This is a genomic window from Mycetocola sp. (assembly GCF_046716805.1).
GTDB lineage: Bacteria > Actinomycetota > Actinomycetes > Actinomycetales > Microbacteriaceae > Mycetocola_A.
Map to the genome: position 1 here is coordinate 29,806 of NZ_JBKJWH010000124.1, position 22,396 is coordinate 52,201.

The following is a 22,396-nucleotide window of genomic DNA, read 5'->3' on the forward strand; positions in this document are numbered from 1 at the left end:
TGAACGGGATTATCTATGAGCGACGATTCCGGACAGACGGTGCTGCTGGCTGGCGCGCGAACGACTCCTGGGCGTACGCTGCTCGACATCCTGCGGGACAGCGTTCTCCGGCACCCGGAAGCGTCGGCCATCGAAGACGCGGACGGCGCGCTCAGCTACCGGGAACTCATGGCCCGGGTCGTTCGTGTTGCTGCGCGCCTGCGCACCGACGGCGTCCAGCGCGGCGATCGGGTCGGCATCCGGATGCCGTCCGGGTCATCGGACCTGTACATCTCGATCCTCGCGGTGCTCGCCGCCGGCGCCGCGTATGTGCCTGTCGACGCGGATGACCCCGAAGAACGCGCCGACATGGTGTTCGGCGACGCCGGAGTCTGCGGCGTCATCACCGCGGGTGGCAGGTTTGTGGCGAGCGGGAGCGAGACTCAACCGCTCGAGCCGTTGTTCGATCCGCTTCCGCCCCATGCGAGCACGCACAATTTGCCGATCGCCGCTCCGCCGCGCCCGGAGGATGATGCGTGGATCATCTTCACCTCGGGGTCGACCGGCCGGCCGAAAGGCGTCGCCGTCTCGCACCGTTCAGCGGCGGCGTTCGTCGATGCGGAGTCGCGCCTGTTCCTCCAGGAGGAACCCATCGGCCCAGGCGACCGGGTCCTTGCCGGGCTTTCCGTCGCGTTCGACGCCTCCTGCGAAGAGATGTGGCTGGCCTGGGCCCACGGCGCCTGCCTTGTGCCCGCCCCGCGCGCGCTCGTGCGCACCGGAATGGACCTCGGCCCCTGGCTGACGGCGCGCGGCATCAGCATCGTGTCCACAGTGCCGACCCTGGCTGCGCTCTGGCCGGCGGAGTCGCTCGAGAATGTGCGCCTGCTGATCTTCGGCGGCGAAGCCTGCCCACCGGAACTCGCCGCCCGGCTGGCCGTCGACGGCCGCGAAGTGTGGAACACCTACGGCCCGACCGAAGCGGCCGTCGTCTCCTGCGCCGCGATGCTCGACGGGTCTGACCCGGTGCGCATCGGCCTGCCGCTCGACGGCTGGGACCTCGCCGTCGTCGCGCCGGACGGATCGCCCGTGGCCGAGGGCGACGTCGGTGAGCTGATCATCGGCGGTGTCGGGCTTGGTCGCTACCTCGACCCGGAGAAGGACGCGGAGAAATACGCGGCCCACGACGTTCTCGGCTGGAAGCGGGCGTACCGCAGCGGGGACCTGGTGCGGTTCGAGCGCGCCGGCCTCGTCTTTCAGGGCCGTGCCGACGACCAGGTGAAGGTCGGCGGGCGGCGGATCGAGCTCGGCGAGATCGAGGCGGCCCTGCAGTCCCTCGACGGCGTCGCCGGTTCCGCGGTGGTCGTGCAGAGAACGGATGCCGGCAACCAGGTCCTCGTCGGATACCTCGCGATGGCCGACGGGGTCGCCCTGGACCGCACACGCGCCCTCGCGCGGCTGCGGGAAGAACTACCGGCCGCCCTGGTGCCCCTGCTGGCCGAAGTGGGCTCGCTGCCCACCCGCACCTCCGGCAAGATCGACAAGGCCGCGCTGCCCTGGCCGCTTCCCGGCGTCCTCGCCGATGCCGAAGCATCCGGACTGAGCCCGATGCAGGCGCGCCTGTCGACCCGCTGGCAAGCGGTGCTGGGCATCCCGGTTCCCGACAGCGACGCGAACTTCTTCGACCTCGGCGGTGGGTCGCTCGCCGCCGCACAACTGGTCAGCGCCATTCGCGAGGACGATCCTGGGTTCACCGTCGCCGACATCTACGCCCACCCGCGGCTCGGCGCGATGGCCGACGAACTCGAATCCCGGATTCCGGAGATCCCTCCGGTTCCGCGGGAGTACCACCGGGTGGTTCCGACCCCCCGACGGATGCAGGTGCTGCAGACCGTCCTGTCTGCGCCGCTGCAGGTGCTCGCCGGCATCCGCTGGCTGCTGTACATCCTCGTCGCCGGCACCGTGCTGAGCTGGTTCAGCGGCTTCGAGGTGCTGCCGACGGCATCCCTGTGGTTGCTGATTCCGGCGTTGGTTCTCTTCGCCACGCCGTTCGGCCGCATGGCCATCGCCGTCGTCGCGGCGCGGCTGCTGCTTGCCGGCCTCCGCCCCGGCGACTACCCGCGTGGCAGCGGTGTGCACCTGCGGCTCTGGCTGGCGGAGCAGATCGCCGAACAGGTCGGCGCCGTCAGCATCTCCGGCGCTCCGTGGATCAGCTACTACGCCCGCGCGCTCGGTGCGAAGATCGGCCCGGACGTCGACCTGCACACCCTCCCGCCGGTGACCGGGATGCTGCGGATCGGGGCCGGCGCAGCGGTCGAACCCGAGGTGGACCTCGCCGGTTACTGGATCGACGGCGACATCGTGCGCATCGGTGAAATCCGGATCGGCGCTCACAGCACAGTCGGAGCACGCAGCACCCTTCTTCCCGGAACCAAAATCGGTCGGGACTCCGAGATCGCACCCGGATCCGCTGTCTTCGGCCGGGTTCCGTCCGGCCAGCTGTGGGCCGGATCACCGGCGCAGCGGGTCGGTAAAGCGCGAAACTGGTGGCCCGACGAGCGACCTCCGCGCAACACCCGATGGCTCGGCGCCTATGCGGCGAGCTCGGTCGGCGTTGCCGCGCTGCCGGTTCTCGCGCTGCTTGCCGGTTCCCTCGTGATCGCCGCCGGCATCCGTTACTCGGAGTCGCTAGCCGAGGCCGCTCTTCGCGGGTTCGCGCTTCTCGTGCCGGCCACCCTCCTCGCCGGCGTTGTGCTCGCCGGTCTCGTCGTCGTGCTGGTGCGACTTCTGGGCATCCGCGTGCGTGAGGGCACCTACCCGGTGCGCAGCCGCACCGGCTGGCAGGTGTGGAGCATCGAACGCCTGCTCGACCTCAGCCGCACCCTGCTGTTCCCGCTCTACGCCAGCCTGTTCACCCCGGTCTGGTTGCGGATGCTTGGCGCGAAAGTCGGGCGTGACGTGGAGGCATCCACGGTGCTTCTCATCCCGTCGATGACGACCGTCCGCGACGGCACGTTCCTCGCCGATGACACGATGATCGCGCCGTACGAGCTGGGTGGCGGTTGGCTGCGGATCGCCAAGATCGACATCGGCAAACGGGCGTTCGTCGGCAACTCAGGGATCGTGCCCGCCGGGCACAAAGTCCCGAAGGACGGGCTCATCGCCGTGCTGTCCTCGGCACCGCTCAAGTCGAAGGCCGGCTCGTCGTGGCTGGGCTCGCCGGCGGTGCGCTTGCGCCGCACCGTCGCCGCAGCGGACGACACGTTCACCTTCAACCCGCCCGCCCGGCTGCGGTTGGCCCGGTCGCTCTGGGAACTCGGGCGGATCGTGCCCGTTTTGGTCACGGCGGCGCTCGGTCTCGCCGTTCTTCTCGCCATGGCTGTGCTCGTGGAGTACACCGGGGTGTGGTGGGCGGTGCTCCTCAGCGGCGTCGTGATGATCGTGGCCGGTGCTGTCGCCGCGGGCATCACGACCGCCGCGAAGTGGCTGCTGGTTGGCCGGATGCGTGCTGTAGAGCATCCGCTCTGGTCCTCGTTCGTCTGGCGCACCGAGGTCTCCGACGTGTTCATCGAAATGCTGGCGGCACCGTGGTTCGCGAACGCCGCCGCCGGCACACCCGCCCTCGTCTGGTGGCTGCGCAGCATGGGGTCGACGATCGGCCGCGGAGTGTGGATCGAGACGTACTGGCTGCCCGAGTCGGACCTCGCCACGCTCAAGGACGGAGCCACCGTCAACCGGGGCTGCGTTGTGCAGACCCACCTCTTTCATGATCGAATCATGAGCATGGACACCGTCACCCTCGACGAGGGAGCCACCCTCGGTCCCCACAGCGTCATCCTCCCGGCCGCCCGGATCGCGGCGCACGCCACGGTGGGCCCGGCGTCGCTCGTGATGCGGGGTGAAGTGGTTCCGCAAGGATCCCGGTGGAGCGGCAACCCGATCGGCCCGTGGCGTGAGGTGACCGTCCGCGACTACCACGTCGACGCGACCCGATGACAACGATGACGACGGCAGGATCCCGCACCGCCGGTGACCCTTACGTGCCGGCGAGCGGCAATGGCGGCTACCGGGTGGCGCATTATGCGCTCGATCTGCGGTACCGGGCGGCGACGAACCGGCTGGATGCCACGGCCACGATCACCGCGATCAGCAGTCAGGAGCTCAGCCGGTTCACGCTCGACCTGAGCCGGCTGCAGGCCTCCCAGGTGACGGTGGACGGCCGCAAGGCCGGCAAAACCCAGTCCAACGGAAAACTCGCAGTCGTCCCGTCGACGCCGATCGCCACAGGAACGACGTTCACCGTCGTGATCGACTACTCCGGATCGCCCGCTCCCCGCCGCAGCCCGTGGGGGCTCGTCGGGTGGGAAGAACTCGAGGACGGCGTGATCGTCGCATCGCAGCCGACCGGGTCGCCAACCTGGTTCCCCTGCAACGACCACCCTGCCGACAAGGCGAGCTACAGCATCCGCGTCACCACTGAACAGGCCTACACGGTGCTCTGCAACGGTGTGCTCACCGCCCACACGGTGGCGGCCGGGCGGGGCACCTGGCAGTACGAGCAGGTCGAGCCGACGTCGACGTATCTGGCGACGGTGCAGATCGGGCGGTATTCGATGGAGGAGATCGCGCTCGGAGACGTGCCGGGGCTGCTCGCCTACCCGCGACGGCTCCAGGCACGCGTGCACGCGGATTTCGCTGACCTCCCGGCGATGATGGGATGCTTCGAGGCCGCGTTCGGTCCGTACCCGTTCGCCAGCTACACGGCGGTGATCACGGCTGATGACCTCGAGATTCCGCTCGAAGCACAGTCGATGGCGATCTTCGGCGCCAACCACATCGACGGCGTGGGCGGTGAGGAGCGACTCGTCGCCCACGAACTTGCCCACCAGTGGTTCGGCAACAGCGTCGGGGTTCGCTCCTGGCAGCACATCTGGTTGAACGAAGGGTTCGCCTGCTACGCCGAATGGCTCTGGTCAGAGGCCAGCGGCGGACCGTCGGCGGATTCTCTCGCCCGGAACTTCCACTCGGTGTTGCGAGCACTTCCGCAGGACATTGTGCTCGGCGATCCGGGCCCCTCCGACATGTTCGACGACCGCATCTACAAGCGCGGCGCGCTCACCCTGCACGCTCTGCGAGCCGTGCTCGGCGATGAGGCGTTCTTCGCCATGCTGCGCGATTGGGTTTCCGCGCACCGGCACGGCGTCGTCGACACCGCCGGATTCCAGACGCACGTCGCCCGGTTCAGTACCGCCCCGCTCGACGGCCTCTTCTCCGCCTGGGTGTTCAACGCGGCTCTGCCTCTCCTCCCGGTCGGATCGACTGGCCGAGGGCGACGCTGACGACGAAATCGCCGTTCACCGGGATATCCACGAGGCGATAGAGAGTCCCGTCCAGCTCCGCCCGACGCCCGTCGACCTGCACGTTCGCTGGATCCACCCGGAGTCCCCGTCCGTCCGCCTTGAGCACGGCTTCGACCTGGGTCCAATGGCGGAGCGGATCCTCCTCGTGCCCGGTGAGCTGACGAATCGCCCGAACGCGCTCGTCGGTCCCTGCCCGTGGCTCCACATCCACACCGATCGAGATCCGGTCCGCCGCCCCGACAACGAGCATCCCAGCGCAGGCCGACACGCTCAGCGTCAATGCGCGGACGTGATCGGTGCCGCCGACGACGACCGGTCGTCCGTGCGGGCCGCCACAGTCGATGCACCGGGCGGCGATCTCCACGGCCGGGGGACTCACTGCGGCCAGCCCGCCGACCAGCTCGCGGAGCAGCATCCGCCCCCAGAGCAGCCGTTCTCGGGCCAGCGAGGGAATCGTGGCGTCCAACCGCGCCCGTTCCTCAGACGACAACAGCGTCAGCGCTTCGTCCTCCCGCCCGGCCAGTGCAGCCGGGTCCGCCCACCGCACCCACGCGTCGCTGCCGAGTTGGAGGGAAGTCACCTCCCCATTCTCGCCGGTCGTCCACGAGCGGTCCGCGCGATGCTGTCAACGGGTAGAGGGGCACGGCTGCGGCGGCGTACCGTGCACCACGAGATCGACGCCGTGCTGCGCGGCGTGCTCGATCGTGCATCCGCCAGAAATCGAGGAGGACTCCCATGACGTTCAGCGACGACGAGATCGCAACTCCGGTCACCAGGACCGTGCCGACCGAAACCTTCATCCCGGCCGACGACGAGGACATGAGAACGATCGCCGGCCTGGTGAAGTCCGCGAAGATCGCCCTCGTCACCACGATCACCGCGAGCGGGCACCTGCACAGCCGCCCGCTCGCCGCCCAGGAGATCGACTTCGACGGCGACCTGTGGTTCTTCACCCAGGACCCGAGTTCGAAGGTCGACGACATCCGTCAGAACAACCAGGTCAACGCGGCGTTCGAGTCGGGCAAGGGCTACCTGTCGGTCGCGGGAACCGCGAGCATCGTCCACGACAAGGCGAAGATCGACGAACTCTGGACACCCGCCGTCGAAGCGTGGTTCCCCGAGGGGAAGGACGACCCGACGGTCGCGCTCATCAGACTCAGCGCCGAATCCGCCGAGTACTGGGCCTCGAACGAACCCGGTGTCGTGACCGCGTTCAAGATCGCCAAAGCCGTCGTCACCCACACTCAGCCGGACGTCGGCGGGAACAAAGCGGTGGACCTCTAGACCGCTCCATTCGTTCAGGCCACCAGGTAATCTTCGGCGGCGATCCACCGCACGCCGCGCTTGTGGCTGAGCAGTTGTGCCCGCACCGAAACTCCCGCGGTGACACAAGCACGGTGCAGTTGCTCTGCCCAGGCGCAGTCCGCCGGGGTGAGGCGGTCGCTCGCGTAGCGCTCCCAGACGAAGATCACCTGGGCGGCTTCCGCGACCTCGAGGATCTCCTTTACGCTGACGGCGAGGGCCTGAGCGTTGCCGCCACCGGGGGACTCCGGATAGTCAGCCATCGGAAGAATCAACGGCAGCTGGACATTTCGGTCGTCGAGGAACAGCATCCACACCTGCCGTGTGCATGCGCGCCCAACGAGAGCCTGCACGCGCCGTTCAATGAGCTCGTCGGAGACGAGCGGTAGTTTTCTCGCCGTTTCGGCGCTGATCTCTGTCATGCCTACCAGCGTGACGACCCGGGCAGACGCATGCGGCGGCATCCGCGCTTCTGTGGAGAAACGGATGCCTGTGGACAAGTCCGCTTGGATGAGACACCTCGCGTTCGCGCGGGCGAAATTGCCGCACGCGGGTTCAGTTTCGCCAGCGTGCGGCAAAAAGACCCGCGCGGATCGGCGGAGCGCCTGGCAGATCAACGTGACCGGATGCTGTCGCGCGGGTGGGTCTTGCGTCGCGCCGGTGCAACTTCGCCAGCGCGTGGCCGAAACACCCGCGCGAGGCATCCGCAGCCCCTCCGACGGATGCCGCACCGCTACGCGGTCTGGCCCTCGTGCTCGCCCTCGCCGATCTCCTCGACGAGTTTCGCGTTGAACGCGGGCAGGTCGTCGGGCGTTCGGCTCGAAACCAGGCCACTGTCGACCACGACCTCCTCGTCGACCCAGTTGGCGCCGGCGTTGATCAGGTCGGTCTTGAGGCTCGGATAACTCGTCAGTTCCCTGCCACGGACGACATCCGCTTCGACCAGCAGCCAGCCGCCGTGGCAGATGACCCCGACGGGTTTGTGATCCTCGAAGAACGAGCGAGCGAGCGTCACGGCATCCGGGTCCATCCGCAGGTGGTCGGCGTTCACCACTCCGCCGGGGAGAACGAGCGCATCGAACCGGCTCGAGGAGGCATCGGCGGCCCGAACGTCCACCTCCTGCGTGTGACCGTTCTTACCGGTGAGCGTGCCGAGCTTTGGGGCGACGAGAACGGCGCTGGCGCCGGCATCCGTCACCGCCTGCCAGGGGCTCGTCAACTCCGAGTCTTCGAAACCATCCGTGAGGAGGAAGGCGACCTTCTTGCCTGAGAGTGTGTTCGTCATGGTGCTCCTTTCCGGCTGGCCACGTTACGCGCGGCGGCGGAGGCACCGCGCGGCCTTGACGACGGGCGCGGGCACCGGCTACCCGGCACGCTGGTGAAATTGCAGTGCGCGGGTGCACGTTCAGCAGCGCAACGCCGGAACACCCGCGCGGATGCCGTCGGCCGGCGCCCGAGAGCCCCTTGCTCAGGCGGTCGGCTGGGTCTCGCCGAGCGCCGCAGGGTTGAAGCGGTGCTCGGGGTCGATGGTGCCCAGGATGCGGTCCATGATGCGGTTGAGGTCGTCGACATCCTCTGCGGTGAGCGGATCGATGACGTTCTCGCGCACATTGGCGACGTGACCGGGAGCTGTATCGACGACTTTCTCGAAGCCGACATCCGTCAGGCGCGCGTTGGTCGCGCGGCGGTCCTCGAGACACGGGGTGCGCTCGACGAGCCCGCGCTTCTCCAGCCGCGAGACGACGTGGGAGAGGCGGGGGAGTGTGGCGTTGGTTGCCGATGCCAGCCCGGTCATCCGGAGGGTGAGGTCCGGCGCCTCGGACAGCATCGCCATCACGAAGTACTCGAAATGACTGAGTTCGGCGTCACGCTGCAATTGGGAATCGAGCACGCCGGGGAGCAGTTCGACCACGGCGACGAACTTCTTCCACGCCCGAAGTTCATCCGTATTGAGCCAGCGCACATCGTTCATGAGAAATACTCTATCAAATACTTGACGCTACAACCAAGTATTGATATGGTTACTTGTATCAACAACTAATCGGGCTGGCGCCCGGACCACTGAGGAGATCATCATGACGAACGTCACCATCATCGGAGCAGGCAACATGGGCTCGGCCATCGCAGGGATCGCCCTCGCCGGCGGCAACAGCGTTCAGGTTCTCGCCCGCGAGGCCGACAAAGCTGAGGTCAACCCGCAAGTGACCGCCGGAATCGTCGGCGACGCAATCTCGGGTGACGTCGTCATCCTCGCCCTCCCTTACCCGGCTGTTGCCGAGGTTCTCGACACCTACGCCGGACAGCTCGATGGCAAGGTCCTCGTCGACCTGACCAACCCGCTCGACTTCTCGACCTTCGACGACCTCGTCGTCCCGGCTGACAGCTCGGCTGCCGCCGAGTTCGCTGCCACCGTGCCCGGCGCCCACGTCCTCAAGGCGCTCAACACGAACTTCGCCGCCACCCTCGCGACCGGCTCGGTCGGCGACGACGCCAAGACCACCGTGCTCATCGCCGGTGAGGACGCCGACGCCAAGGCCACCTTCGCGTCGATCATCGAAGGCGGCGGACTGCACGCCGTCGACGCCGGTTCACTCAAGCGCGCACGCGAGCTCGAGGCCCTCGGCTTCCTGCAGCTGACCCTCGCCGCCGGAGAGAAGATCTCCTGGACCGCCGGTTTCGCGCTCGTCAAGTAACCCAACGAGCCGAACAATCGATGGCCTCGGTCCGCTTCGGCGGACCGAGGCCATCCTCGGTTTCGCGGGGGCATCGCACAGAAAGCGCAACCCGCCCTCCCTGAGCGCGGTCGCCCGTAGAATGGGCAAGCAGCGGTGATCTCCGTCGTGCCGCAAGCGCTCCAGGACAGCGCATTCTTCGCCCAGGGGCGACCATTCGGGAAGGGTGGCGATTTGACCTCAGTTAACAAACATCACGCAACGAAAATCGAGGCGTCAGCAGACGCGTTCCGCCGCGACGACCCGATCACTGCATCAATGCCGATCATCAGTGACGCCCCCGAACTCGTCCTCCTTTCGAGCGGCATCCGCGCGAACCGCTTCTCGCGCGACGACGTCGTGCTCCGTAAGGGCGAATACACCCTGATCAACGGTCACCTCACTCCGCGTGAGTCGATGATCACCGACCTGCTCTCGCTGCGCGGAGTGCTCGAACGGCACGAGATCCCCTACCTGCTCGTCCGAGGCAGCGCCGACAACCTCGTCCTCGCCGTTGACCGCAAGTGCCGCAAGCAACTGACCGCCGCCTTCGGCGTCGCGTACGACAACGAACCGTTCTACGCCAAGCAACTCGACCCCGCCGCGATCCGCTCCGGCAAACGCTCCAAGAAAGCGGATGCCCCGTCGGCGCTTCTCGCGGACGGTGCGCTCACGACGTTCCGCAAGGCATCCGTCTTCCGCCTCTACCGCCCACGCATCGAGCCGATCGGCCGGCTGCGGTACGGACCGGACACCGCCGTTCAACTCGAACTGTGGCGGTTCGATGAAGACGAAATCGTCGCCCCGGTGGAGAACGCGCTCATGCGCCGCAATCTGCCCCGCTCCGAGGCTCTCGAGGACACGGTGGAGATGTTCGGTCAGACCTGGCCGACGCTTCAGAACATGTTCGCCGAGCTGGCCAGCGACGTCAGCTTCGACATCGACATGGTCTTTTCCTGGGTCGATGGTTCCAGCGCCGAGTTCCAGCGCGCCCGCGCCAAGCGCATGCAGAGCTACGTCGTCGGCGACGGCGACGATTCCGAGGCCCGGTTCCGCCAGATCAACGAACTGAAGTACGCGCTTCGCAGCGTGTACATGTTCGCCCCGTGGGTGCGCCGCATCTTCATCGTGACCGATTCGCCGCGGCCGGAATGGCTCGCAGAGCATCCGTCGGTCACCCTCGTTCGCAGCGAGGACCATTTCGCCGACACGAGCGTTCTGCCGATCCACAACTCACACGCCGTCGAAGCGCAGTTGCACCACATCGACGGGCTCGCCGAGCACTTCCTCTACTCGAACGATGACATGTTCTTCGGCCGGCCGATCAAACCCGAGGTGTTCTTCTCGCCAGGCGGAATCACCAAGTTCGTTGAAGCATCCACCCGGATCGGCCTCGGCGAAAGCGACCCCTCTCGAAGCGGATACGAGAACGCCGCCCGCGTAAACCGCCGCCTGCTTCGCGAGCGTTTCGGCAAGGTCACCACGAGGCACCTCGAGCATTCGGCTGCGCCCATCCGCAAGAGCGTCCTTCACGAAATGGAGCGCGAGTTCCCGGAGGACTTCGCGCGCACAGCGGCCAGCAGGTTCCGCTCGGCGACCGACATCTCGGTGACGAACTCGCTGTACCACTACTACGCGCTGATGACCGGGCGAGCCGTCGTGCAGACGAACGCGCGGGTGAAGTACATCGAAACGACCCTCAAGTCGGCTTTGCCGTCGATGGAACGGCTGCTCAAGCGCCGCGACCAGGACATGTTCTGCCTCAACGACGGCTCGAAGCCCGAAATCTCGGTTGAGCAGCGCACCGAGGCGGTCACGACCTTCCTCGAGCACTACTTCCCGTTCCCCGCGCCGTGGGAGACCGAGGTCGCGATGCACTCGGCGGATGCCGCCTCAGCGACGGATGCCGGCTAGGACGCTTCGGCCCGCTGCGGCGTTTTCACGCGAAGCGGACGGATGCACCCGGTACGCCGGGTGCATCCGTCCAAAGTGAGTGAGTAGACATCCGCCGCGGGTGGCGACTCAGGTCAGAACAGGGATCGACTCCGTCGGCGGCGACTGCGACGGAACCAGCGGGTCGATGTCGAGCTGCACGAATCCGCTCGACTCATCGAACCGCACTCCGAGGGCGCTGAGCCGACGAGCGCTCTCGTCCGCGTCGATGTAGTCGAGCGTCGGGAAGCTGCCCAGCGGCACCACCGAGTGCAGCACCGTGTTCGGGTAGACGTGCACGAGATTGAAGGCACGGGCACCGTCGCGGCCGCGGGTACCACCCACCGGAACCGTCAGATCCTGGGTGTAGCAGGTGGCGGATGCCACGGACACCGGGATTCCGGCGAACGTCGCCGTCGATGAATAGTGCAGGTGACCGGCGAGGATGCTGCGCACATCGGTGCCCTCGAGCACCTCGGCAAGGTCCTTCTGGTCCCGAAGCTCCACGCTCGCGGCGAGGTCGAGCACGCTGGGCACAGGCGGGTGGTGCATGGCGAGGATTGTGCCATCCGGTGCCGGAACGGAGAGTTCCTCGGCGAGCCAGTCGAGCTGGTCGCCGGTGACTTCGCCGTAGTGGTGGCCGGGAACGGTGGTGTCGAGGGTGATGATCCGAAGACCGTTGACCTCGTACACCCGGTCGACCGGGCGTTGGGTCGGCACTTCGTTGAAGAGCCCGGCCCGGAAGGCCTCGCGGTCGTCGTGGTTGCCCATCACCCAGATCACCCGAGCACCGAGGCGCCTGGCGGCCGGGTCGACGATGCGGCGGAGGCGTTCGTAGGCCTCGGGTTCGCCGCGATCGGCGAGGTCTCCGGTGAAGACGATGGCTTCGGGGCGACCCCCTGAAGCCTCAAGCTCGGTGAAAACCTGCCTGAGGTGCGTCTCGCTGTCTACCTGGTCGTAGAGCTTGTGGCCTCCGGCCAGCAGGTGCGTGTCGCTGATGTGAAGTATGAAGTGATCCGGCCTGGGGTACTCAGCCGTTCGCGTGGTCACAATCCGTCCAATCGGGTTTGGCGGTGGTGCTCTTTCGTAAAACACCTTAGTTCCGTTAACAGCCCATTGGAGCAGACAATTCCAAACGATCCATGAACGGCACGCGTCTGGTCGGTTACCCGTGCCCCGGTTCGGGCCAGCCGACGGCCGTCAAGGGGTCGCCCGGCGCACGGCGCCGGTGACATACTGACGACCGATGACTTCGCCAGACGCAATCGTGATCGGGTCAGGCCCGAACGGCCTCGCCGCCGCCGTCACCCTCGCTCGCGCGGGAGTTTCGGTCCGCGTCTACGAGCGGGAGAACACGATCGGGGGAGGGTCGAGGACGTCGGAAGTGACGCTCCCCGGCTTCCGTCACGACATCTGTTCCGCCGTGCACCCGATGGCCTATGCCTCCTCGTTCTTCCAGCAGTTCGGACTCGTCGACCGCCTCGACTTCGTCACTCCTGAGCTCGCCTACGGTCACCCGCTCGACGGCGGCCGCGCCGGCCTGGCCTGGCGCTCGCTCGAGCGCACCGTCGAGGGCCTCGGCACCGACGGCCGCGCCTGGCACCAACTCTTCGCCCCACTGTCTGAGCACGCGGATGCCGTGGCGCAGTTCACCGCGTCGTCCATGTTCCGCGTGCCGAAGCATCCGTTCACCCTCGCCCGGTTCGGCTTGCGGGCCCTCGAGCAGGGCAGCCCGCTGTGGAACGCGCGCTGGCGCGAGGATCTCGCCCCTGCGCTACTCACCGGTGTGCTCGCACACACCATCCGCCCACTGCCCGGTTTCGCACCGACGGCCGCCGGGCTCGTTCTCGCCAGCTACGCCCACGCCTACGGCTGGCCCATTCCGGTGGGCGGGAGCCAGGGGATCGTCGATGTGATGGCGGCGGATGTCGTCGCGCACGGCGGCGAAATCGTCACCGGTTCCGAGGTCACGAGTCTCCGCGAGCTGCCGCCGAGCCGGGCCGTGCTGTTCGACACGAGTGCCCGCGGCCTCGAACGCATCGCCGGGAACCGCCTGCCGGCCGGTTACCGGCGCAGACTCGCTCGGTTCAGCTACGGCAATGCCGTCGCGAAGGTCGACTTCGCGCTGTCCGGGCCGGTGCCGTGGACGAATCCCGAGCTGGCGCATACCGGTACCCTGCACCTCGGCGGAACCCGTGCCGAGATCGCTCGTGCCGAACGGGACGTCGCACGCGGCAGGCATCCGGAGAATCCGTACGTGCTGGTCTCGCAACCGTCGAGTTTCGACCCGACTCGTGCACCGGAGGGCAAACACACCCTCTGGGCGTATACGCACGTGCCTCGCGGGTCGAGAATCGACCGTACCGAAGCGATCACCCGCCAGATCGAGCGGTTCGCGCCCGGATTCCGCGACCTCATCCTCGCTTCAGCGTCGAAGACCGCCGTCGACTACGAGCAGTACAACCCGAACTACATCGGAGGTGACATCTCCGCCGGTGACGTCGATCTGATGCAGCTCCTCGCCCGCCCGGTTCTGGCTGCGCAGCCGTGGCGGACTCCGCTCGAGGGCGTCTACCTCTGCTCATCGTCGACGCCGCCCGGCCCTGGCGTGCACGGTCTGCCCGGCTGGAACGCCGCCCTCCTCGCGTTGCACGACGTCTTCGGCATGACCGCACCGCCCTCGCTCGCGCCCGACACCGTTCCCGAACCGTAGGAGAGCCATGTCCGTCAACTACCGTTTCATCGAGGCCACGCCCGACGACGTGTTCGCGGTCCTCGCGAACGGCTGGCTGTACCCCAGCTGGGTCGTCGGCGCTTCACGCATGCGAGACGTCGATGACGCCTGGCCGGCTGAGGGCTCGAAGATCTTCCACTCGTTCGGCGTCTGGCCGTTCCTCATCAACGACTCGACTTCGGTCCTCGAATGGGATCCTCCCTTCCACATGAAGATCAAGGCGCGGGGCTGGCCCATCGGCGAGGCCTATGTGACCATCGATGTGAAAGAGCGCAAGGACGGATGCGTCGTCCGCATCGGTGAGGATGCCGTACGCGGTCCGGGGCGCTACATCCCCGCGCCGCTTCGCCAGCTCATGCTCCACGCCCGCAACACCGAGACGCTTCAGCGGCTCGCCTTCCTCGCCGAAGGTGGGGCGACCGCGAACTGACGCCGCTCAGCGCGCGGGGTTGCTCGACACTCAACAGGGCGGACTGGGCTCGATAGACGCCCGACAGGAGCAACTGCGCCTTTTCGGGTGGCGCATCCGGTTGAGTGTGCGCCTCAGCTCTCCCCGGTCGCCCCGGCGGCCCGGACCAGTGGCGCGTTCGTTCAGCAACGGACAGAATTGACGCATGAGCACCGCGGCTCCTCCAGCCCTCGGCGGCCGGAACGGGAACCCGGTCACCGCGATCGGTGTCGACATCGGCAGCACGAACACGAAAGTGGTGCTGCTCGAGATCGCGGATCGCTCGGGCGTTCCCCGTGAACGCGGCATCCGCTCCTTTCGCACCCCGGATCTGCCTGGCGAACTCGGTGGCGCCGTGCTCGCCGCCATCCGCGGGCTGACGTCGTCGCAGCACGGACACCCGGTCGCCGTCGGCATCGCCTCGATGGCCGAAGGCGGGATCGTGCTGGACCGGGACGGGCGACCGGTCGGCCCGATCGTCCGCTGGACGTCCGCCGACTCGTCGCCCGGCCTGTTCGACGAGCTCGGATCGGCCGAGCGAGAGGAGCTCTGCCTCGCGACCGGTGTGCCCGCGACGCCGAAGGTTCCGCTCGCGACCTGGCACCGGCTGCAGTTCTCAGAACCCGACCGGTGGCGCAAGCTGGCCCGGTGGGCGGGCATGGCGGATTTCATCGGGCTCGTGCTCACTCGCGAACTGGCAACGGATCACACCCTGGCCGGCCGGACCATGGGATACCGGCTCCCCGCAGCCGGCACCCCCGTCGGCGAAGGCTTCGATGACGACCTGCTCGGCGTCGCCGGGATGTCGGCCGAGCGGATGCCGCGAATTCTGGCCCCCGGCGAGCCGGTCGGGACCCTCGTCCCCGGCGCCGCGGAGGCCGCGGGGCTCGCACCGGACACCCCGGTTTTTCTCGCCGGCCACGATCATGCGGTTGCCGCGTGGGCGGCCGGCGTGCGGAAGCACGGGCAGGCGGCCGACTCACTCGGCACAACCGAGGCACTCCTCCGCGTGGTGGGAAGTCCGATCGACCGCTCCGCCGCCCTCGCCGACGGAATGAGCGTCACCCGCACAGTCGCCGGCGATCTCGAATGCCTTCTCGCCGGAGCGAGTGGCGGGACGGTGATCGCCCGCTGGATCGCCGCCCATCCCGAAAAGGATGCCGATGTGCTGTTCCGCGCTCTCGAACTCGAAGGCCCCGGCGACGCCTTCGTGCTGCCGTACCCGCGCGGGCGCCAGTCCCCGCAGCCCGACCCGGCCCCTCGCGAACTCCTCGTCGGACGAACCGAGACGACGGCCGAGCACCTTCGTGCGGTCCTCCTCGGCCTGACCCTGCACCTGCGCTGGATGGACGAAACCCAGAACCGGATCCTCGGCTTCGCACCGACGGGCTTGCGGATCGTCGGCGGCGCCGCGGCTCACAACGCCGCCTGGAACCGATTGAAGTCGCGGCTTCTGCAACCCCCGCTCGCCGTGGTGGAGGCCCGCGAACCGGTCGCCTCCGGTGCCGCCCTGCTCGCCGCCGTCCGGATCGGCGCAGCACTCCCGGACGCTGCCCTTCCCTCTCTGCCGTTTGCGTCACATCCTCACCCGCGAGCGGACGAGCTTCTCACAGCCTTCATCGAGGCAGCGACGTCCACCAGCCCGTCCCCATCAAGAGCCGACAGCGATGACCCCGCCCACGCTTGACAGCATCGCCCGCCCGTCCGGGGCCCTGGCGATGGTCGCGATGGACCAGCGCGAAAGCCTGCGCACGATGTTCGACGCCGCCGGCGCCGGTCGACCGCCGGACCGGATCCTCATCGATTTCAAACGGAACGTCGCGGATGTCCTCGGCCCGCTGGCATCCGGATTCCTGCTCGATCGTGAGTACGGTTTCGACGAGATCCGCGCGCGACTCGCGCCGACGGCCGGGCTCATCCTCGCCGCCGACGCGCTCACCCAGGATCACGGAGCACCGGTCGAGGAAACCGGGCTCGACCCCGTGGTCCTCGAGCCCGACTTCGACCTCGGCGGGGTCGTCGCGTTGAAACTGCTGATCATCTGGCGGCGAGACGTCCGTCGCGACGAGCGCGTTCAGCTCGCGCATGACTTCGCCACCGCGGCCGCCGAGCGCGGGCTGCTGTCGGTGCTCGAACCCGTCGTCCGGGCCACGCGAGACGAAGCGGATGCCGGGATCTGGGACCGTGAGGAAGCGATCCTCGAATGCGCTGAAGAGCTGTCGGTGGTCGGCCAGTCGCTCTACAAGGTGCAGGTTCCCCTCGCGGGCTTCGGCACCCCAGCCGAGCAGCGCGAGGCAAGCATCCGTCTTGGCCGCTCCATCACCGGGCCGTGGGTGGTGCTGTCGCAGGGCGTGGAGCAGCGGAACTTCCGAGCCGCCGTCGAAGCCGCCTGCCACGGCGGCGCGAGCGGCTTCCTCGCCGGACGCGCCCTGTGGAGCGATGTCGTCGGCGCCCACGACGTGGCTGCAGCCCTTCGCGCCAAGGCCGTCCCTCGACTCGAACAGCTCATCTCCATCGTCGACCGTTACGCACACCCCTGGAGCGAATCATGACCCGTGTCGGACTGCTGCACACCGTCCCCGCCCTCGCCGAGGCTTTCTCGACAGCGATCCTGAGGGCCGGACGGATCACCGAGTTGACCGCATTCGGGTCGGGATGATGCCGAACGGTGCGACCGGGACCTTCCGGTCGTCGATCGGATTCGCCGGGGTCCTCGTCCCTGCTCCGACGGAACCCGTCCAGCTGGTGCGGCCGGCTCGCTCGTCCGCCCTCCTCGGGGTGGTGGGTGACGCTGACCCCGGCCGGTTGGTCGGTGCTCGAAGATTACCGCAGAGACCTGGTCGCTTCCGGCGCAGCCGGAGAGCACGGTCCGGCAGCCGCCGCCTGGTGGAACGAACCGATCTTCTGCGGCTGGGGTGCCCGGTGCGCCCGCCGACATGGGAACGATCCCAGACCGAGCGGCCGGGTACTCACACTCGGCCCATCCCGGGCGGTAACGGTATGGCCACGGCGGGCGCAGAAGCGTCCGCAACCCCTTGTCTGAGGGAGGGTGCTGCATTAGCTTGCACCGTGTGGAAAGGATTCCAGCTTCTCCGGGAAACCGCGTTCACATCGACCGGCGATGACGCCGAGCTTGATCTCTGATCGAAGGGAAAACACATGAAAACGAGGCAGAACGTGCTTCTCGCCTTCACAGCGACGGCATCCGTCCTCGCGCTGACCGCCTGCGGTGGCGGCGCTGGAACGACTGAGGACACATCGTTCAGTGACAGTCCTTCCGGCGCTCTCTCCGCCTGGGGGTTCGACAACGCGGACGAGGTGGGCACGTCCCGGCTCGACCACGCTGAGGCAGAACTCAGCGACATCGACATCAAGATCGACCAGACCGCATTCGACGCGCAGAAGTTCACCACTCGCGTCGCCAGCGGCAACGTACCGGATGTCGTGCAGATGGACCGCCAGTTCGTTGGCACGTATGCGGCGCAGGGGCTCATCATCCCGCTCGATGAGTGCTTCGCGGCACATGGCGTGGACCCGGACGAGCAGTACTACCCCTCGGTCATGGACGATGTCACCTGGGATGACAAGGTGTGGGCCGTTCCGCAGTTCTATCAGCCACCGGCGATCATGCTCAACAAGCGCGTCATGGACGCCGCCGGCGTCACAGCCGACCAGATCGACACGTCAAAGCCTGACGTGCTCCTCGACGCCATCGCGAAGATGTACAAGGAATCGGGCGGCAACCCGAGTGTCCTCGGCTTCGAATCGCAGGGCGTCGACCAGGCTGGCCTGTGGATGCTCGGCCAGGGCGGCAGGCTGATGGACGACGAGGGTGTTCCTGCCCTCGACGACCCGAACAACGCTAAAGCCATCGACCTCATCAAGCAGCTCTTCAACGCGCAGGGCGGATACGCGAAATACAAGAGCCTCACCGACTCATTCGACGTGTTTGGGGACAACAACCCGTACGTGGCCGACCAGTTGGGCGCTCAGATCAGGCAGCAATGGTACGTCAATGTGCTGACGCCGTACGTCGACCAGGTGGACATCGAGACGGTGCCGTTCAAGAACGCCGAGGGTGAACCCTTCACGGTCGCCAGCGGAACGTCCTTCGTTATCCCGGCCGGCGCGAAGAACGCGGATGCTGCATGCGCGTGGGCGCTGAACCTCACGTCGGAGGATGCCTGGATGGCAGCGGGCGAGGCTCGGGCGAAGACCATCGCGGACGAGCCCGGCGCTATCAACACCGGCCTCTTCACGGGGTCACCGGCCGCCGACGAGGCCATCCGGGACGAGTTCGTGAAGGAGAGCGGCAACGACGGCTTCGACCAGTCGATCGCGACCTTCTACGAGATCGTCGGTGAAGGCGAGTCGTACGGTGCATCACCCGCCGGCCAGGAGATCCAAACGGAACTGAAGAACGCCGTGACCTCAGCGCTCCTCGGTGACAAGACGTCGGAGGAAGCTCTCGCCGACGCTCAGGAAGCTGCGATGCGGGCCTATGACAAGGCGGTGCAGGAGTAGTCGACAGCAACGCTCCTCTGCGCCCGCCGCTTCACCCACTCCGGACCGGAACACCCGGCGTACCGCATGAGCCCGTCCGCAACGGGTGACAACGCGACCCGTGGCATCCGCACACGCAGAAGGGCCCCGGCTTGCAGCCCGGGCCCTCCAGCGGAGGCTATCCCTTGCGACCCTGGGTGGCCACACCCTCGATGAAGTACCGCTGACCGAACGCGAAGATCAGCAGCATCGGAATGGTGATGATCAGCGACGCGACCATGACGTACTGGTAGTCGCCGTGCCCACCGGCCGTCGGGCTGTACTTCGTCATCGCGTACGCGATACCGAGCGGAGCCGTGAACTCTTCGACGGTGCCGGCGTTGAGGTAGATCAGCGCCGCCTGCAGGTTGTTCCAGCTCGCCTGGAACTCGAACACGAACACGATGATGAACGAGGGGATCGAGAGCGGCATCGCGATCCGCCGGAACAGTCCCCAATAGCTCGCCCCGTCGATGCGCGCAGCCTCGAACAGTTCCCGAGGCAATCCGAGGAAGAACTGACGCTGCAGAAAGATGTAGAACGCCGAACCGAACAGGTTCGCTCCCCACAGCGGTACCCACGTGCCGATGAGGCCGATCTCCTTCCAGATCAGGTACTGCGGGATCATCGTCACCGCCCCGGGCAGCATCATCGTCGCGAGGACAAGCCCGAACAGCAGGTTCCGGCCCGGGAACTTGAAGTAGGCGAAGCCGAACGCGACCACGGAACTCGCCACGGCCACCGCCGTTGCCGCGAGCAGCGCGATGGCGACGCTGTTGAACATCCAGTTGGTCAGCGGCAGCTGATCCCACACTTCGATGTAGTTCTCGGGCAGGAACGTTCGTGGCCAGAGCGCATTGTCGAAGACCTGCCCGCGCGGCTTGAGGCTCGCTGCCAGCAGCCACATGAACGGGTACATGAAGAGCAGAGCAAAGAAGATGAGCGCGATCCACAGGAAAACCTTCCCGATCACGCTCTTGGGCTTGTACCAGCGGTCCGGTTTGCGCTGCGGAAGGTCCGCGCGCGGCGGCGGTCCGGTCACGGCTTGTTCGCCGATGACCTGGCCCCGCAGGCGGACAGCTTCCGGCGAAGACTCGGTGAGGCTCATCAGTGATCATCCCCTTCGTAGTACACGAATCGGTTCCCGAACTTCATCTGGATGAAGGTGATGAGCATGATGATCATGAAGAGCAACCACGCCATCGCGGCGGCGAAACCGAAGTCGAATTGCCGGAACGCCTGCTGGAACAGATACACCGCGTAGAACAAAGACGACTCAGGTGACGAGTTCGATTGATCTCGCCAGAACAACAGATACGCCTGGTCGAATGTCTGGAACGCGGCGATCGTGAGCACGATCAGATTGAAGAAAATCGCACTCGAGATCATCGGGATCGTGATGGTGAAGAACTGCCGGACGGGTCCCGCCCCGTCGAGCGCGGCCACCTCATACAGATCCCGTGGCACGTTCTTGAGCGCCGCCAGGAAGATGACCATCGTGCCGCTGACCGTCCACAGGGTCATGATGACGATCGACGGCTTCACCCAGGCCGGGTCGACCAGCCACTGCGGTCCCTCGATCCCGATCACTGCGAGACCCCGGTTGATGGCACCGGAGTTTCCGTTCAACAGCAAGAGAAAAACGGATGCCGTCGCGACGGTCGGCGTCATTTTCGGCAGGTAGTAGACGGTGCGGAAGAAGCTGGCTCCCTTGCCGACCCGAGCGAGCAGCATGGCCAGGAACAACGCGAAAGCGAGCTCGAGAGGGACGGCCATCAGCGCGTAAACGAGGGTGTTCATCAGTGAGAGACCGACCTTGGGGTCCTCGAAGAGTTGCGCATAGTTGGCGAAGCCGACCGGTGTGGCCGTGTTTCTGGCGAGGTTGTAATCGCTGAACGAGATGATGAGGCTGTAGACCATCGCTCCGAGGGTGAAGACAAGAAAGCCGGTGATCCATGGGGCGATGAACAGGTACCCGGCGATGGACTCGCGCCGGTTGTACTTCGACTTGAACGCCGCGTTCCTTTTCGCACGCTTCGACATCGGCGCCGGGGCTGGGCTGTCACGGCGAACTTCGGTAGTCATCGAGTTCCCCCGGGGTTGAAGCCCAAATCACGGACATCGCTGTGTTTCATCGCATTCCCCTTGTCCAAGGTTCGCTTCCCAGGAGAAGCTGAGCGGCCGAGATGTGGCATCGTTGCCACAGACGGACTATAAAACTGGCGCGGTGGAGCCACAAGACCTTGGCAAGAGTCGCGAACCGGCTATTATGCGGTTCGCCAGCGGGCTATCCTGTGGCTCGTCGGCCGGTTCTGTTCCCGCCGCGCCGACCGATACCGAGAGGAACGTTCATGGCTGGATCCGGGGCAGCAACGCCGGCTCACCGCGCGACGTTGAAGGACGTCGCTCGCATGGCCGGGGTGTCGCAGTCGACGACGTCGCGGGCGATGAGCGGTGAAGGTTACGTCGCCGAGGCTGTCCGCCGGCGGGTCCTCGCGGCCGCCGACGACCTTGGCTATGTTCCACACGCGATGGCACGCAGCCTCCGCAAGCAGGTCAATCGTTCGATCGGCGTGCTGGTCTCCGACCTTCGCAACACGTTCTACGCCGACCTCGCGGCAGGAATTGCGAGCCGGGCCCGAAGCCAGGGTTACACGATGATGCTCGTCGACGATGAGGGCCTCGCGGACGTGGAACTCGGCGCCGCCGAAGCGTTCGTCGCGACCCGGGCGGCGGGAGTGATCGTAACGCCGCTGTCTGCCGTCGTCTCCACCTATCTCCTCAAGCAGAACATCCCGGTCGTGGAGGTCAATCGTCAATTCTCCGCCGGCCGATGCGACGGAGTCATCATCGACAACGCTGACATCGCGAAACGGATGACCGACCACCTGCTCGACCTGGGCCACACCCGTATTGCACTCCTCATCGACGAAACGAGCTGGACGACCGGAGCTGAACGGTTCGCCGGCTACCAGCGTTCGCTCCAGGAATCCGGGATCCCCGCCGACCCGGCACTGGTCGTGTCGGCCGGCTGGGGGGTCGACGACGCGCGAAAGGCTTCGGTGAACATGCTCGCCCGGCGCGATCACCCGACGGCGGTCTTCGCGGCGAACAACGTGCTCGCCGAGGGTGTGTGGCGTGCGGCAAGCGACCTGGGACTCCGCATCCCCGAAGACTTCAGCCTCGTGTCGTTCGACGATGCGCAGTGGATGAGCATGGTCACCCCGGGTATCACCGCTGTGTCGCAGGACGCCGTCGCGCTCGGCGGTACCGCGATGGATCGCCTGCTCGAACGCATCGAACAACCGAGCGCCGACGCCGTGACCGTCGTGCTCGATTCTCAGATCCGTCCGCGCGGCTCAACCGCCGGTCCGCGACAGTTCTGATCGGA

18 protein-coding genes are annotated in these 22,396 nt (G+C 66.8%); 11 read left to right on the forward strand and 7 right to left on the reverse strand.

Translation table 11 applies throughout. The annotated features are described in order from the left end of the window. The first annotated feature begins 15 nt into the window (after positions 1-15). Entirely contained in the window at positions 16-3,972 is a 3,957-nt protein-coding gene (locus ACLQ62_RS09850; RefSeq protein ID WP_411721455.1) for a Pls/PosA family non-ribosomal peptide synthetase, read from the forward strand. Further along, positions 3,969-5,315: a M1 family metallopeptidase gene (locus tag ACLQ62_RS09855; protein ID WP_411721456.1), complete on the forward strand. Its 1,347-nt coding sequence runs from the start codon at positions 3,969-3,971 to the stop codon at positions 5,313-5,315. Before ACLQ62_RS09850 ends, ACLQ62_RS09855 begins: the two co-directional genes overlap by 4 nt. On the opposite strand, the gene ACLQ62_RS09860 is transcribed toward ACLQ62_RS09855, so the two are convergent. Further along, a complete protein-coding gene (locus ACLQ62_RS09860; protein WP_411721457.1) occupies positions 5,260-5,916 on the reverse strand; it encodes a 4'-phosphopantetheinyl transferase family protein in 657 nt (218 codons plus the stop codon). The genes ACLQ62_RS09855 and ACLQ62_RS09860 overlap by 56 nt on opposite strands. 155 nt (positions 5,917-6,071) lie before the next feature. Here ACLQ62_RS09860 and ACLQ62_RS09865 point away from each other — a divergent pair, with 155 nt between their 5' ends. After that, positions 6,072-6,620 (forward strand): pyridoxamine 5'-phosphate oxidase family protein, encoded by a 549-nt coding sequence (locus tag ACLQ62_RS09865; protein WP_411721458.1) that lies wholly within the window; start codon positions 6,072-6,074, stop codon positions 6,618-6,620. 14 nt (positions 6,621-6,634) lie between these two features. On the opposite strand, the gene ACLQ62_RS09870 is transcribed toward ACLQ62_RS09865, so the two are convergent. From ACLQ62_RS09870 to ACLQ62_RS09880, 3 genes are all read right to left on the reverse strand, one after another. Beyond that, complete coding sequence (locus ACLQ62_RS09870; RefSeq protein ID WP_411721459.1) at positions 6,635-7,060, reverse strand: hypothetical protein; 426 nt, start codon at positions 7,058-7,060, stop codon at positions 6,635-6,637. A 311-nt stretch (positions 7,061-7,371) separates the two neighbouring features. Then, complete coding sequence (locus tag ACLQ62_RS09875) at positions 7,372-7,923, reverse strand: type 1 glutamine amidotransferase domain-containing protein (RefSeq protein ID WP_411721460.1); 552 nt, start codon at positions 7,921-7,923, stop codon at positions 7,372-7,374. A 183-nt stretch (positions 7,924-8,106) separates the two neighbouring features. Further along, complete coding sequence (locus ACLQ62_RS09880) at positions 8,107-8,610, reverse strand: MarR family winged helix-turn-helix transcriptional regulator (protein WP_411721461.1); 504 nt, start codon at positions 8,608-8,610, stop codon at positions 8,107-8,109. Positions 8,611-8,713: 103 nt separating this feature from the next. On the opposite strand from ACLQ62_RS09880, the gene ACLQ62_RS09885 reads away from it, so the two are divergent. Both ACLQ62_RS09885 and ACLQ62_RS09890 read left to right on the forward strand, forming a co-directional pair. Continuing rightward, on the forward strand, positions 8,714-9,331 hold the full coding sequence (locus tag ACLQ62_RS09885; RefSeq protein WP_411721462.1) for an NADPH-dependent F420 reductase: 618 nt from the start codon (positions 8,714-8,716) through the stop codon (positions 9,329-9,331). Positions 9,332-9,628: 297 nt separating this feature from the next. Then, positions 9,629-11,263: a stealth family protein gene (locus ACLQ62_RS09890; RefSeq protein ID WP_411721489.1), complete on the forward strand. Its 1,635-nt coding sequence runs from the start codon at positions 9,629-9,631 to the stop codon at positions 11,261-11,263. A gap of 108 nt (positions 11,264-11,371) precedes the next feature. Here ACLQ62_RS09890 and ACLQ62_RS09895 read toward each other — a convergent pair whose 3' ends face one another. Continuing rightward, complete coding sequence (locus tag ACLQ62_RS09895; protein ID WP_411721463.1) at positions 11,372-12,331, reverse strand: phosphodiesterase; 960 nt, start codon at positions 12,329-12,331, stop codon at positions 11,372-11,374. Positions 12,332-12,527: 196 nt separating this feature from the next. Between ACLQ62_RS09895 and ACLQ62_RS09900 the strand changes: the two genes are divergently transcribed. The 5 genes from ACLQ62_RS09900 to ACLQ62_RS09920 all read left to right on the forward strand — a co-directional run bounded on the left by ACLQ62_RS09900 (position 12,528) and on the right by ACLQ62_RS09920 (position 18,987). Next, entirely contained in the window at positions 12,528-13,994 is a 1,467-nt protein-coding gene (locus ACLQ62_RS09900; RefSeq protein WP_411721464.1) for a phytoene desaturase family protein, read from the forward strand. Positions 13,995-14,001: 7 nt separating this feature from the next. Then, entirely contained in the window at positions 14,002-14,445 is a 444-nt protein-coding gene (locus ACLQ62_RS09905; protein ID WP_411721465.1) for an SRPBCC family protein, read from the forward strand. Between the two features lie 184 nt (positions 14,446-14,629). After that, positions 14,630-16,150 carry an FGGY-family carbohydrate kinase gene (locus tag ACLQ62_RS09910; RefSeq protein WP_411721466.1) on the forward strand — a complete coding sequence of 507 codons (1,521 nt, stop codon included), beginning with the start codon at positions 14,630-14,632 and terminating at the stop codon, positions 16,148-16,150. Further along, complete coding sequence (locus ACLQ62_RS09915; RefSeq protein ID WP_411721467.1) at positions 16,131-17,015, forward strand: hypothetical protein; 885 nt, start codon at positions 16,131-16,133, stop codon at positions 17,013-17,015. The genes ACLQ62_RS09910 and ACLQ62_RS09915 overlap by 20 nt, the downstream gene beginning before the upstream one ends. 607 nt (positions 17,016-17,622) lie before the next feature. After that, the gene (locus tag ACLQ62_RS09920) at positions 17,623-18,987 is read left to right on the forward strand and encodes an ABC transporter substrate-binding protein (RefSeq protein ID WP_411721468.1); all 1,365 of its coding nucleotides are present in this window, start codon (positions 17,623-17,625) and stop codon (positions 18,985-18,987) included. A 157-nt stretch (positions 18,988-19,144) separates the two neighbouring features. On the opposite strand, the gene ACLQ62_RS09925 is transcribed toward ACLQ62_RS09920, so the two are convergent. Together ACLQ62_RS09925 and ACLQ62_RS09930 are read right to left on the reverse strand one after the other, a co-directional pair. Beyond that, positions 19,145-20,113 (reverse strand): carbohydrate ABC transporter permease, encoded by a 969-nt coding sequence (locus tag ACLQ62_RS09925; RefSeq protein ID WP_411721469.1) that lies wholly within the window; start codon positions 20,111-20,113, stop codon positions 19,145-19,147. Beyond that, positions 20,113-21,090 carry a carbohydrate ABC transporter permease gene (locus ACLQ62_RS09930; protein ID WP_411721470.1) on the reverse strand — a complete coding sequence of 326 codons (978 nt, stop codon included), beginning with the start codon at positions 21,088-21,090 and terminating at the stop codon, positions 20,113-20,115. The genes ACLQ62_RS09925 and ACLQ62_RS09930 overlap by 1 nt, the downstream gene beginning before the upstream one ends. Before the next feature lie 266 nt (positions 21,091-21,356). On the opposite strand from ACLQ62_RS09930, the gene ACLQ62_RS09935 reads away from it, so the two are divergent. Further along, positions 21,357-22,391 (forward strand): LacI family DNA-binding transcriptional regulator, encoded by a 1,035-nt coding sequence (locus ACLQ62_RS09935; protein ID WP_411721471.1) that lies wholly within the window; start codon positions 21,357-21,359, stop codon positions 22,389-22,391. Positions 22,392-22,396: the final 5 nt, after the last annotated feature.

Bases quoted from the DNA above. Each gene is read 5' to 3' on its own strand.
- ACLQ62_RS09850 (WP_411721455.1), top strand. From the start codon at position 16: ATGAGCGACGATTCCGGACAGACGGTGCTGCTGGCTGGCGCGCGAACG.
- ACLQ62_RS09855 (WP_411721456.1), top strand. From the start codon at position 3,969: ATGACAACGATGACGACGGCAGGATCCCGCACCGCCGGTGACCCTTAC.
- ACLQ62_RS09865 (WP_411721458.1), top strand. From the start codon at position 6,072: ATGACGTTCAGCGACGACGAGATCGCAACTCCGGTCACCAGGACCGTG.
- ACLQ62_RS09870 (WP_411721459.1), bottom strand. From the start codon at position 7,060: ATGACAGAGATCAGCGCCGAAACGGCGAGAAAACTACCGCTCGTCTCC.
- ACLQ62_RS09875 (WP_411721460.1), bottom strand. From the start codon at position 7,923: ATGACGAACACACTCTCAGGCAAGAAGGTCGCCTTCCTCCTCACGGAT.
- ACLQ62_RS09880 (WP_411721461.1), bottom strand. From the start codon at position 8,610: ATGAACGATGTGCGCTGGCTCAATACGGATGAACTTCGGGCGTGGAAG.
- ACLQ62_RS09885 (WP_411721462.1), top strand. From the start codon at position 8,714: ATGACGAACGTCACCATCATCGGAGCAGGCAACATGGGCTCGGCCATC.
- ACLQ62_RS09890 (WP_411721489.1), top strand. From the start codon at position 9,629: ATGCCGATCATCAGTGACGCCCCCGAACTCGTCCTCCTTTCGAGCGGC.
- ACLQ62_RS09900 (WP_411721464.1), top strand. From the start codon at position 12,528: ATGACTTCGCCAGACGCAATCGTGATCGGGTCAGGCCCGAACGGCCTC.
- ACLQ62_RS09905 (WP_411721465.1), top strand. From the start codon at position 14,002: ATGTCCGTCAACTACCGTTTCATCGAGGCCACGCCCGACGACGTGTTC.
- ACLQ62_RS09910 (WP_411721466.1), top strand. From the start codon at position 14,630: ATGAGCACCGCGGCTCCTCCAGCCCTCGGCGGCCGGAACGGGAACCCG.
- ACLQ62_RS09915 (WP_411721467.1), top strand. From the start codon at position 16,131: ATGACCCCGCCCACGCTTGACAGCATCGCCCGCCCGTCCGGGGCCCTG.
- ACLQ62_RS09920 (WP_411721468.1), top strand. From the start codon at position 17,623: ATGAAAACGAGGCAGAACGTGCTTCTCGCCTTCACAGCGACGGCATCC.
- ACLQ62_RS09925 (WP_411721469.1), bottom strand. From the start codon at position 20,113: ATGAGCCTCACCGAGTCTTCGCCGGAAGCTGTCCGCCTGCGGGGCCAG.
- ACLQ62_RS09930 (WP_411721470.1), bottom strand. From the start codon at position 21,090: ATGACTACCGAAGTTCGCCGTGACAGCCCAGCCCCGGCGCCGATGTCG.
- ACLQ62_RS09935 (WP_411721471.1), top strand. From the start codon at position 21,357: ATGGCTGGATCCGGGGCAGCAACGCCGGCTCACCGCGCGACGTTGAAG.